Raw genomic sequence first — 11,960 nt, forward strand, 5'->3', positions numbered from 1 at the left:
ATACGATCGGCATTTGACTTTGCCGGCCATGCAACCAGAGTGTCGTCCAAGCTATCTATACCGACGACCGCGCCTGCGCCTGCAGGTCCTGCATGGAGATTGGGGTTTTGACCGATATCGTCACCGTACCGACCACGCCTTTCGAAGGACAGGCGCCGGGAACGTCCGGCCTGCGCAAGAAGGTTCGCGTGTTCCAGCAGCCGAACTATGCCGAGAACTTCATCCAGTCCGTGTTCGATGTGGTGAAGCCGCAGCCCGGTGCCGCGCTGGTGATCGGCGGTGACGGGCGTTTTCATAACCGCACGGTGATCCAGCAGGCGATCCGGATGGCCGCGGCAAACGGCTATGGCCGGGTCCTGGTGGGCCAGGGGGGCATACTCTCGACGCCTGCGGCAAGTCACGTCATCCGCAAATACGGTGCGAGTGGAGGCCTGATCCTTTCCGCCAGCCACAATCCCGGCGGCCCTGAGGAAGACTTCGGCATCAAGTACAACATTGCCAACGGCGGCCCGGCGCCTGAGGGCGTCACAAACGCGATGCTGGCGCGCACGCGTGAAATCGCGCTCTGGCTCACGGTGGAGGCTGCCGATGTCGATCTCGACACGCTCGGCGAAACCACGATCGGCGGCATGACGGTCGAGGTCATCGATCCGGTTTCCGACTATGCCGATCTCATGGAGGAGCTGTTCGACTTCGATGCGATTCGCAAGGCGGTCGGCAGCGGTTTCACCATGCGCTTCGACGCGATGAGCGCCGTGACCGGGCCCTATGCGATGGAGATACTGGAAAATCGCCTGGGCTTCGCGCCCGGCACCGTGATCAACGGCACGCCGCTGGAGGATTTCGGCGGGCACCACCCCGATCCGAACCTGATCCATGCCAAGGACCTCTACGATGTGATGATGGGGCCGGACGCGCCGGATCTCGGAGCCGCGTCGGACGGTGATGGCGACCGCAATCTCATCATCGGCAGGGGGCGGTTCATCACGCCGTCGGATTCGCTGGCGATGCTGGCGGCCAATATCGAGATCTCTCCGGCCTATCGCGGGCGGTTGACCGGAATTGCCCGTTCCATGCCGACCAGCGCCGCGGCCGACCGGGTGGCGGAAGCGCTGGGGGTCCCCTGTTTCGAAACGCCGACCGGGTGGAAGTTCTTCGGCAACCTCCTCGATGCGGGAATGGCGACGATCTGCGGCGAGGAAAGCGCCGGTACGGGGTCCGATCATGTGCGCGAGAAGGACGGCCTGTGGGCGGTGCTGCTCTGGCTCAACATCCTTGCCGTGCGTGATATCGGCGTGGATCAGCTTGCGCGCACGCATTGGGCGCGCTTTGGCCGTAACTACTACGCACGTCATGACTATGAGGCGATCGAAAGCGACCGCGCAGCCGGATTGATGACGGAGCTGAAGCAGCGACTGACCAGCCTGGCAGGCCAGCAGTTCGGGCCGCTCATCGTCGCCGGGGCCGACAATTTTTCCTACTCCGATCCGGTCGATCAATCGGTGAGCGAAAACCAGGGCATCCGCGTCCTGTTCGAGGATGGCAGCCGCGTGGTGTTCCGTCTTTCCGGCACCGGCACGCAGGGCGCCACCTTGCGGGTCTATCTCGAACGCTATGAACCGGCGACCGGTCATATCGATCAGGAAACCGGTGCTATGCTGGAACACCAGATTGCTGCCGCGCAGGAGATCGCCGGGATCACGCGGCACACGGGACGGATCGCGCCCGACGTCATAACCTGAAACGCCGCGCCGCCGCGGTTGCAAGGCCTTGCGAGCGCCGTCTCCCAGGGCTTTTGCGTTTTTGCGGAGGGCGCCGACTTATCCCGATCGTTCCCTTGTTTCTGCCCGGCTTGTCAGCATGTTTATCCACAGCCTTGCCCACTGCGGGAAGGCAAGGCAGAGCAGGCGATATGGACCTCGAAAACTACTTCGCCCGCATCGGCCTTCCGGCTGCCCCAACGCTCGATCCGGACGGGCTCGCGCAGCTTCAGCTGGCGCATCGGCGTGCAATCGGTTTCGAGAATCTCGCGATCCCGCTCGGCGAGGGTGTTCGGATCGACAGCGCCAGCGTGTTCGAGAAGCTTGTGGTGCAGGGGCGCGGGGGATATTGCTTCGAGCAGAACAGGCTGTTTTCGGACGTTCTTTCCGCACTGGGGCTGGCGAACCGGCCGCTTCTGGCGCGGGTGCTGCTGGGGCTGCCGGAAGGCGTCGTTCCGCCGCGAACCCATACGCTTTTGCTGGTCAACCTCGGCGGCGATGCGTGGATTGCCGATGCCGGGTTCGGCGGCAGCTATGTTCCGCCCCTTCCGCTGGAAGACGGGGCGCAGGTCCAGACCCCGGACGGGGCCTGGCACCGCCTGCTGCGCAGCGGGGAGCGCGGATCACTCGGCGGTGAGTGGCGGCTCGAAAGAGCCGGTCCGGCCGGTGCGACCGATGGGCGCAGCGCACCGCACGGCGATTGGCAGCCGCAATATGTCTTCGATCTTGCGCAAGTGGCCGGAGACGATCTCGAAATGGCCAATCACTGGACTTCGACGCGGCCCGGCACGCGGTTCACCACGCTTTGCGTCGCAAGCGTGGTGCTGGATGGCGGTTTCGCGGCTCTCAGCGACCGGCAACTCACGATCCATTCCCAGGGGGTGAGCGAAACCCGCGCCATCGAGGACGCGCGCGATTATGCGCAGAACCTGCGTGACCTGTTTCGTATTGCGCTGTCCGATGAGGATGCGGAGAGACTGCCGCCGTTTTCCTAAGGGAGCCCAGCTCCCTCGGGGCCGTAGCCAAAATCCGTGGCTACGCCGAATTCGTCCGCACCGCCTGACTTCTCAGACTTCCCTGAGCCTTGGCATCAGTTCCACGAAGTTGCAGGGGCGGTTCCGGCTGTCCAGCTGTTCGGCGAGGATGCCGTCCCAGCCGTCTTTCACCGCGCCGTTGGAGCCGGGCAGGGCGAAGATGTAAGTCCCTCGCGAAACGGCGGCGGCGGCGCGGGACTGGACGGTGGAGGTGCCGATCGTCTGGTAGGAGAGCCAGCGGAAGAGTTCGCCGAAGCCGGGAATGTCGCGTTCCTTCACGCGGTCGATGGCCTCCGGGGTAACGTCGCGGCCGGTGAGGCCGGTGCCGCCGGTGGAAACGATGGCGTCAACGTTCGGATCGTCGATCCAGGCATTGAACCGTGCGGCGATCAGGTCCGCGTCGTCCTTCTCGATGGCGCGCGCTGCCAGGGTGTGGCCCGCATCACGGATGCGCTGGGCGAGAATGTCGCCCGAGGTGTCGTTCTCGGGGACACGCGTATCGGAGACTGTCAGAAGGGCGATGTTGATCGGCTTGAAGGTACGCTCAGGATCAATTGCCACGCAGGATAGCTCCATTCGGTGCCATGCGGACGGCCTGCGAGCCGGAAAGCCCCGGGAAGGTCGGCCACATGTCCTGTGCGAGCGCCATGCGGCTTTCGGACTGGCCGCCGGCCTGCCGCTCGTACATCCAGTAGTTGCGCAGCACTATGTTCACATAGCCGCGCGTTTCCCAGTAGGGCAGCGATTCAATCCACAGCAGCGGGTCGCCCTGGTCCTTCACTTCGGTGTTCCAGCGGCTGATCGGGAGAATGCCGGCGTTATAGGCGGCCATGACCTTGGGCAGCAGGCCCTGGGTTCCGGGTGCGTCGCGCAGCATCTGGAGGTGGCGCTGGCCGAAAGCGAGGTTCACTTCGGGCTTGTTGAGGTCGCTGGCATTGCCGGTTACGCCGAGTGAGGCCGCATGGTCGCGGGCGGCGGCGGGCATGATCTGCATGAGGCCGCGCGCACCGGCCGGGCTGACGACGCTGGCCTGGAAGATCGATTCCTGAAGCGCATGGGCGTAGACCAGCGCCGGGTCGACCTTCCAGCCGCCCACCGGGGTCCACTTGGGCGTGGGGAAGCGGCTGGCCGGTTCCGGTTTGCCGCCGTAAGGCGCATTGTAGGCCATCCAGAGCTGGGTGGAGGGCAGGCCGAGATCGCGGGCGAGGCGGCTGATCGAGGCGTACTGGTCTGCCGAGCCGATGCGGGCCTGATGGCGCAGCACTTCGTCGGCCAGGCTGTCCTTGCCGATTTCCGCCAGCTCCACCGCGGTGCGGATGTTGGAATTGGTGCGCAGCGCCTGCCAGTCGGTCGGCGTGAAATCGGCGGCGGCATGCTGTTCCGGCATCTTCAGGCCGAGCTGTTCGGCGGCGAGCATGCCATAAAGCGTTTCGTCGCGCGCGGCGGCAAGGCGCAGCGACGCGGCGGCCTGCTCCGGCTTGCGGCACCGCACGAGCGATCGGCTGTTCCAGTAATGTGCGGCGCTGGTCAGTTCCGCGTTCTCGGATGAGCGGGCCGCGCGGGAGAAGGCGTCGGCAGCGCCGTCGCAATCACCCAGGCGCCAGGCCGCGAGCCCGGCCGTCCACCATGCCTCGCCCACCCAGGGGCCAGTGCCCATCGCGGCAAGCTGGGCAAGCTGGTAGGCCTGCGCATCCTGGTTTTCGATATAGAAGCTCCAGGCCACCTTTTCGCGCCATTCGGCCTGAGCCGAGGGGCTGAGGCCGGCGTCGATGCCGTCAAGCAGGACGCGCGCGCCGGTGGGATCGTCGGCCTTGATACGGTCGTTAATGCCCGAGGCGATCATCGCCGGCATCGTGCCGTCGTCTATGGAGGCGGGGCGCACGCGCTTGGCCATGGTGGGCAGGCGGGCGAACTGCTGCTCTGCAGGAAGCGAGGGAACGCTGAGGGCGCCGCGCTTCAGCGCAAGGCGGCTGATCTGGTCGGCGCCGGGAAGCTCGGTGCCCTGCGCCAGCCAGGATTGCAGTGCCGGAAGCTCGATCTTCGGGGAGCCGGAGGCGAGGTAGTATTCGGCGCGGGCCTGCTGGTGCAGCGGGCCGTCGGGACGGTCCGTCAGCATTCGCTGCACGGTGGTCCAGTCCTTCGCGTCGATCGCGTCGAAGACCTGCTTGTAATAGGTCCGATCGTCCTGGCTGAGCAGCGAGGGAACGGCGGTATTGTCCGCCCGCGTGCGGAAATACTCGACAGCGGCGCTATTGGCGAAGGCTGGCGCCGCGGCTGCGGTCATCCCGGCCACGGCAATCAGGGCCGCGCCTGCGCGCCAAGCCCCGCTGCCCAAACCTCCAGCGCCAAATCGTTTCAAATCAATTCCCCGCATCGTGCGACCCATCCGGCGTTCTTTGGCCTGTTCATCCGCAGGGAACCGTCCTTTCAGGACTGTGAACCCTCCGGCCCGGCATCTTTCATCTGTGCAATTTCAGACTTCGTCCACTCAAGCCAGGCGTTCCAGAAGCTCGCTTTTGCGCGCGGCTGTTGCAGCAGCGCGGCGAGGCCCCACCCGCCCAGGAGAGGTGTCGTAAGTCCTTCATGATGAAATTGTCTTAAAACGGCAGCGCGTTGCGGTGATTCGTGGCCAAGAAGCGACAGGACGTTTCCGCCAAGCACAATGAGTCGCTGCGGTGCGACAAGGTTAACGTGCCGGGCGAGTGCTTCGCCCACGCCGCGCGATTCCGCCGCGCGCCAGTCCGGCAGCGCATCGTGGCGGGGCAGCGCGCTGGCGAGATAGATATCCGCGCGCCGGGTGCCGAAGGCCGCGAGCATCGCGTCGAGCAACTTGCCCTGCTGGCCGGTGAGCAGTTCGTCTCGGTCCTGCTGTTCGGGCGTTTCCACCACGACCATCAGTTTCGCGCCTGCCACGCCGCCCGGCATCACGCGGCCGGCCGGGCCGCCATCGTCCAGTAGCGATTCGCTCATCCACCAATCGCGGAAGGCGGGAAGGTCGGCCGGGAGCAATGCCGGGTCGATCCGGGCGGGCCGGGGCGGCGGCGCGTCGACGTCCACCGGGAGGCGGCGACGCGGGGGCAGCCGGTCTCCGTTTTCGTCCTGTTCGTCCTCGGGCACGATCCACTGGCGGGGCTCGTCCAGAAAGTCGAATTCGACCCCGGCTTCGCGCCACCAGTTCAGCGCACCTGTGATATCGTCCAGAAATTGCCGATTTGGGGCCTGATCCATCGCGTGGGTCTTGACCTCTTGCCATCCACCAATCAAGGCAATTCGCGAAAATTAATCGAGCGACTAAACTAGGGGCTTGCTGCGTGGACGCAATGATTGAACGCGAAGAGATGCCGTATGACGTCGTCATCGTGGGCGGTGGGCCCGCAGGACTGGCGACGGCGATCCGGCTGAAGCAGGTCGATCCTGAGCTTTCGGTCTGCGTGCTCGAAAAGGGCTCGGAGATCGGCGCGCACATCCTTTCGGGCGCGACGATCGATCCCAAGGCGCTTGACGAACTGCTGCCGACCTGGCGCGAAGACGGCTGCCCGCTGGCGGAAACGCCCGTGACCGACAACTGGCACTGGCACCTCACGAAAAAGAAGAAGTTCTCTCTTCCGCATCTGGTGATGCCGCCGTTCATGTCGAACGATGGCAACTACACCGGCTCGCTGGGCAACCTCTGCCGCTGGCTGGCCGAGCAGGCCGAGGCGCTGGAGATCGAGATCTTCCCCGGATTCCCCGCCGCCGAGATTCTCCATGACGACAATGGCGCCGTCATCGGCGTGCAGACCGGCGACATGGGCGTGGACCGCGAAGGCAAACCCAAGAGTGATTTCCAGCCGGGCATGAACCTGCTGGGCAAGTACACCGTGTTCTGCGAAGGCGCGCGCGGCCACCTGACCAAGCGGCTCAAGGCGAAGTACAATCTGGAGGCCGATTGCCAGCCGCAGATCTATGGCATCGGCATCAAGGAACTCTGGGATATCCCGGCGGACAAGCACGTCCCCGGCCGCGTGATCCACACCCAGGGCTGGCCGATGAGCGAGACCGATAGCTGGGGCGGCGGCTTCCTCTACCACCAGGCGAACAACCAGGTGGCATTGGGCTTCGTTACCGCGCTGGATTACAAGAATCCCTACGTCTACCCGTTCGAGGAATTCCAGCGCTGGAAGCAGCACCCGGAAATCCGTGCGATTCTCGAAGGCGGCAAGCGCGTCGCCTACGGTGCGCGTGCGATCAACGAGGGTGGCTGGCAGTCGGTGCCGATGCTGGCCTTCCCGGGCGGCGTGCTGGCAGGCTGTTCGGCCGGCTTCGTCAACGTGCCGCGCATCAAGGGCACGCATACCGCCATGAAAAGCGGCATGCTGGCTGCCGAGGCGATTGCTGCGGCCATCAAGGCAGGCCGCGAGCAGGACACGCTGGGCGAATACGACACCGCCGTGCGCGAGAGCTGGATCGCCAAGGAACTCAAGCTCGTCCAGAACGCGGAGCCGCTGGTCGCCAAGTGGGGCGGCGAGATCGGCACGGTGCTGGCGGGCGCGGACATGTGGCTGCGCACGCTGTTCGGCTTCGGGCTGGCCAGGCCGATGAAGCATCACACCGATGCCTCGACACTCCAGCGCGCCGACCTCTACAAGCCGGTCGCCTATCCCAAGCCGGACGGTGTCATCAGTTTCGACCGCCTGACCAGCGTGTCCTACTCGTTCACCAATCACGAGGAAGACCAGCCGGTCCACCTGAAGCTGACCGATCCGACGGTCCCCACGCGCATCAACCTGCCGCTCTATGCGGGGCCAGAGGCGCGCTATTGCCCGGCGGGCGTCTACGAATTCGTCGATCCGGACGGTTCGGGCATGAAGCTCCAGATCAACGCGCAGAACTGCGTCCACTGCAAGACCTGCGACATCAAGGATCCGACCCAGAACATCGAATGGGTCACCCCTGAAGGCGGCGGCGGCCCGAACTATCCGAATATGTAATCGGAATGAGGGAAGGGCAGCGCCCTTTCCCGGTTCGGAATCTGATTGCCGCCGATTTCTCCCGTCACCCTGAAACGGGTTCAGGGTGACGGTTCCCCGGTTTGCAACGAGGGGTGGGAAGGCCAACGCTCGCCTTGCCTCTGGGCTCGCCTCGCGCCATGGACGGAGCGATGCTGACCGAAACTGCCTATGCCAAGATCAACCTCGCCCTCCATGTCCGCAGGCGACGCGAGGATGGCTATCACGAGCTGGAAACCCTGTTCGCCTTCGTCGATGCGGGAGACGAACTGGCGGCGGCGCCCGCCGAGGTGGATCGCCTTGCCACGCACGGCGAGTTTGCAGGGAAGATCGACGACCCGCTCGGCAACATCGTCGCCAAGGCCCTGACAGCGCTGCCGCATGGCAAGGGATGGTCGGTCGACCTCGAAAAGCGCCTGCCCGTGGCGGCAGGGCTGGGCGGGGGCTCCGCCGATGCAGGCGCCATATTCCGCATGATCGAACGCGCTCATGGCCTCCCGGACGACTGGCATGAGCGCGCCGCAAGGCTGGGCGCCGACGTGCCCGCCTGCGTGCTTTCGCGGCCCTGCATCGGCACCGGCACCGGCACCGATCTTGCCGAAGTCTCCGAAAACGACCTTGCCGGATGCCCGGTGCTGCTGGTCAATCCCCGCGCGCCGGTGCCTACCGGGCCGGTGTTCAAGGCGTGGGACGGCGTAGACCGCGGCCCGATGCCGGGCGGAACCCTGCGCGAGATCGCCCAGGGCGGGCGCAACGACCTGGAAGGACCGGCCATCGCCATCTGCCCGGTTATCGCCGATGTCTTGGCGGCCTTGCGCGATACCGGGCCGTTCCTCGCGCGCATGTCAGGCTCCGGCGCAACGTGTTTTGCGCTCTATGAGAGTCAGGAAGCCTTAAGCGATGCTGCCGCAAGCATCGCGGCGGAACACCCCGACTGGTGGCAACTATCCGGGAAATTGCGTTGAAAGCCCCTGCGATGAAAACCGAACTCTACAAGTTGCTTGGCAAACCCGTGGAAGGCGGCATCGTCGTCATCGCCGACCATGCCTCGAACCATGTGCCAGACGGAATCGACCTCGGCATTCCCGCGGATCTGATGAACCAGCACATCGCCATCGACATCGGCGTCGCCGCCGTGGCGGAGAGGATGACGGAGGCGGGCACTTCGGCATGGCTTGCCGGGATCAGCCGCCTCGTCTGCGATCTGAACCGCGATATCGGGATGCCCGGCATGTTCCCGGTCGTTTCGGACGGCTACGCGATCCCCGGCAACATGATCGGTGACGATGGCCGCGCCGCACGCGTGGCGGAATACTTTGCCCCTTATCACACCGCTCTCGAAGAAATGCTGGAATCTGCCGAGCCTGCACTGATCGTTTCGCTTCACAGCTTCACGCCGGGCCTGGCAACGTGCGACAAGCCGCGGCCCTGGGAGATCGGCATCCTCTACAACCAGGATGACCGCGCGGCGCGCATCGCCATTGCGCTGCTGGAGGCGGACGGCCTGACGGTGGGCGATCAGGAGCCTTACTCGGGACGGATACTGAACGCCTCCATGAACCGCCATGCCGAGGCGCATGGGCGGCCCTACCTCAGCATCGAGATCCGGCAGGACCAGATTGCGGACGAGGCCGGGCAGGCGCTCTGGGCCGAGCGGATGACGCGGCTTTGCGCAGGCGTGGTCGAACGGCTGTGAGGGGGCGGCATCGGGCAGGGTGAAATTCGAAAACCTGCTTGGCCCTTGAACCAATAAAACAATCGTTATGGCATTTGCGAAAGAAAATGTCTCACTCCCCATTGCTGCGGCGCAGTTCGCAGTGTAGGGGCCGGCGCAAAGGGCGTATAGTCGCGCCCCTGTATCCCGGAGTTCGCACAATGCCCGCCTATCGTTCCCGCACTTCCACCCATGGCCGCAATATGGCGGGCGCGCGTGGCCTCTGGCGCGCGACGGGCATGAAGGATGCGGACTTCGGCAAGCCGATCATCGCGGTGGTGAACTCGTTCACGCAGTTCGTGCCCGGCCACGTCCACCTGAAGGACCTGGGCCAGATGGTTGCCCGCGAGATCGAGGCTGCGGGCGGCGTCGCCAAGGAATTCAACACCATCGCGGTCGATGACGGCATCGCGATGGGCCATGACGGCATGCTCTATTCGCTGCCCAGCCGCGACCTGATCGCCGACAGCGTGGAATACATGGTCAATGCCCACTGCGCCGACGCCATGGTCTGCATCTCCAACTGTGACAAGATCACGCCGGGGATGCTGATGGCCGCGCTGCGCATCAACATCCCGGTCGTGTTCGTTTCGGGCGGGCCGATGGAAGCGGGCAAGGTCGTGCTGCGCGGCAAGGAGCAGGCGCTCGATCTGGTCGATGCCATGGTCGCCGCCGCCGACGAGAGCTACACCGACGAGGAAGTGAAGGCGATCGAGCGTTCGGCCTGCCCCACGTGCGGTTCGTGCTCGGGCATGTTCACTGCAAACTCGATGAACTGCCTGACCGAAGCGCTGGGCCTGTCGCTGCCGGGTAACGGCTCGACGCTGGCGACCCACTCCGACCGTCAGCGACTGTTCCTCGAAGCAGGCCGTCTCGTCGTGGACCTGTGCCGCCGCTATTACGAGCAGGAAGACGAATCCGCGCTGCCGCGCAACATCGCCAGCTTCGGCGCTTTCGAAAACGCCATGAGCCTCGATATCGCCATGGGCGGATCGACCAATACCGTGCTTCACCTGCTGGCGGCTGCCGTGGAAGCGGGCGTGGACTTCACGATGGAGGACATCGACCGTCTCAGCCGCAAGGTGCCGTGCCTTTCCAAGGTCGCGCCGGCCAAGAACGACGTCCACATGGAAGACGTCCACCGCGCCGGCGGCATCATGGCGATCCTCGGCCAGCTCGACCGCGCCGGCCTGCTCAACTCTGACCTGCCGACGGTGCACAGCAAGTCGCTTGGCGACGCGCTCAACCACTGGGATATCTCGCGCACCAATTCGCCTTCGGTGCAGGAGTTCTTCAAGGCCGCGCCGGGCGGCGTGCCGACCCAGACCGCGTTCAGCCAGAGCCGCCGCTGGGACGACCTCGACCTCGACCGTGAGCACGGCGTCATCCGTTCGAAGGAACGTGCCTTCAGCCAGGACGGCGGCCTTGCGGTGCTCTACGGCAATATCGCTGCTGACGGCTGCATCGTGAAGACGGCGGGCGTGGATGACAGCATCCTCAAGTTCACCGGCACTGCGCGCGTCTACGAATCGCAGGATGCCGCCGTTGCGGGGATTCTCGGCGGCCAGGTGGCTGCGGGCGATGTCGTGGTGATCCGCTACGAAGGACCGCGCGGGGGGCCGGGCATGCAGGAAATGCTCTACCCGACCAGCTACCTGAAGTCGAAGGGCCTCGGCAAAGCCTGCGCGCTGCTGACCGACGGTCGTTTCTCGGGCGGTACTTCCGGTCTCTCGATCGGACATGCCTCGCCGGAAGCGGCGGAAGGCGGCGCCATCGGTCTCGTCGAGAACGGCGACACCATCGAGATCGATATCCCCGGTCGCACCATTCACCTCGCGGTCTCGGACGAGGTTCTGGCCCATCGCCGGGCCCAGCAGGAAGCGCGCGGAGCCGACGCATGGTCGCCGGTCCATCCGCGTCCTCGCAAGGTCTCGGCCGCGCTCCAGGCCTATGCCGCGATGACGACCAGCGCTGCCCGTGGTGCCGTGCGCGACGTGACCCAGCTCAAGCGGAAGTAAGGTTCGAGGAAGCCGGCCGAGGGTGCGTGGCGCTTTCGGCCGCATCCTCGGACGGTCCGCTCCCTGTCGTCACTGCAAGCATGGCAACGCGATCCGGAGCCGGTCATGCGCCGCTCCGGATTGCTCGCGATGAAAGGCGGGGGAACTGAGGCTGGGGAACTGCGCCGGTTAACCGTCGCTGACAGGGTAGAGGCGGACAGCCTCGTCAACCATGTTCTGCCATGCATCGTGAACGTCGGCGACGTTGACGGTAAGGCCACGATCCTTCTTGAGCAGATGTTCGCCGGCAAGGCACATGCCCGGCGTGGGAACCCGCAGCGCCTTTACCACTTCCCGCGCGGTCGCCTTGAACTGCTCGCGATCTTTCGCGGTAAGGCCATTCCAGTCATCCGTTCCGTGTTCAGCCTTCGCCAGCGCCCTTGCTGCGCGTTCGATCAGCGGCATAG

10 protein-coding genes are annotated in these 11,960 nt (G+C 65.2%); 6 read left to right on the forward strand and 4 right to left on the reverse strand.

Annotated features, from left to right (window positions below):
- The first annotated feature begins 92 nt into the window (after positions 1-92).
- Both ACXJ16_RS02910 and ACXJ16_RS02915 read left to right on the forward strand, forming a co-directional pair.
- Entirely contained in the window at positions 93-1,742 is a 1,650-nt protein-coding gene (locus ACXJ16_RS02910; protein ID WP_463921208.1) for an alpha-D-glucose phosphate-specific phosphoglucomutase, read from the forward strand.
- 170 nt (positions 1,743-1,912) lie between these two features.
- On the forward strand, positions 1,913-2,755 hold the full coding sequence (locus ACXJ16_RS02915; protein ID WP_324695855.1) for an arylamine N-acetyltransferase family protein: 843 nt from the start codon (positions 1,913-1,915) through the stop codon (positions 2,753-2,755).
- Positions 2,756-2,827: 72 nt separating this feature from the next.
- Here ACXJ16_RS02915 and moaB read toward each other — a convergent pair whose 3' ends face one another.
- The 3 genes from moaB to ACXJ16_RS02930 form a co-directional block, all read right to left on the reverse strand.
- On the reverse strand, positions 2,828-3,355 hold the full coding sequence (gene moaB / locus ACXJ16_RS02920) for a molybdenum cofactor biosynthesis protein B (RefSeq protein ID WP_324695853.1): 528 nt from the start codon (positions 3,353-3,355) through the stop codon (positions 2,828-2,830).
- Positions 3,345-5,078 (reverse strand): lytic transglycosylase domain-containing protein, encoded by a 1,734-nt coding sequence (locus ACXJ16_RS02925; RefSeq protein ID WP_132468965.1) that lies wholly within the window; start codon positions 5,076-5,078, stop codon positions 3,345-3,347. The genes moaB and ACXJ16_RS02925 overlap by 11 nt, the downstream gene beginning before the upstream one ends.
- A gap of 143 nt (positions 5,079-5,221) precedes the next feature.
- Positions 5,222-6,022, reverse strand: a complete 801-nt coding sequence (locus tag ACXJ16_RS02930) for a uracil-DNA glycosylase family protein (RefSeq protein WP_324695850.1) — start codon at positions 6,020-6,022, stop codon at positions 5,222-5,224.
- Positions 6,023-6,114: 92 nt separating this feature from the next.
- Here ACXJ16_RS02930 and ACXJ16_RS02935 point away from each other — a divergent pair, with 92 nt between their 5' ends.
- The 4 genes from ACXJ16_RS02935 to ilvD all read left to right on the forward strand — a co-directional run bounded on the left by ACXJ16_RS02935 (position 6,115) and on the right by ilvD (position 11,514).
- Positions 6,115-7,764, forward strand: coding sequence for an electron transfer flavoprotein-ubiquinone oxidoreductase (locus ACXJ16_RS02935; protein ID WP_324695848.1), 1,650 nt, complete (start codon positions 6,115-6,117; stop codon positions 7,762-7,764).
- A gap of 170 nt (positions 7,765-7,934) precedes the next feature.
- Positions 7,935-8,747 (forward strand): 4-(cytidine 5'-diphospho)-2-C-methyl-D-erythritol kinase, encoded by an 813-nt coding sequence (locus ACXJ16_RS02940; RefSeq protein ID WP_324695846.1) that lies wholly within the window; start codon positions 7,935-7,937, stop codon positions 8,745-8,747.
- A gap of 11 nt (positions 8,748-8,758) precedes the next feature.
- Positions 8,759-9,478 (forward strand): N-formylglutamate amidohydrolase, encoded by a 720-nt coding sequence (locus ACXJ16_RS02945; RefSeq protein WP_324695844.1) that lies wholly within the window; start codon positions 8,759-8,761, stop codon positions 9,476-9,478.
- A gap of 179 nt (positions 9,479-9,657) precedes the next feature.
- Entirely contained in the window at positions 9,658-11,514 is a 1,857-nt protein-coding gene (ilvD, locus tag ACXJ16_RS02950) for a dihydroxy-acid dehydratase (protein ID WP_463921210.1), read from the forward strand.
- A gap of 168 nt (positions 11,515-11,682) precedes the next feature.
- On the opposite strand, the gene ACXJ16_RS02955 is transcribed toward ilvD, so the two are convergent.
- Positions 11,683-11,958, reverse strand: coding sequence for a hypothetical protein (locus ACXJ16_RS02955; protein WP_324695841.1), 276 nt, complete (start codon positions 11,956-11,958; stop codon positions 11,683-11,685).
- Positions 11,959-11,960 lie beyond the last annotated feature (2 nt).

It is taken from the genome of Novosphingobium sp. TK71 (assembly GCF_055361505.1).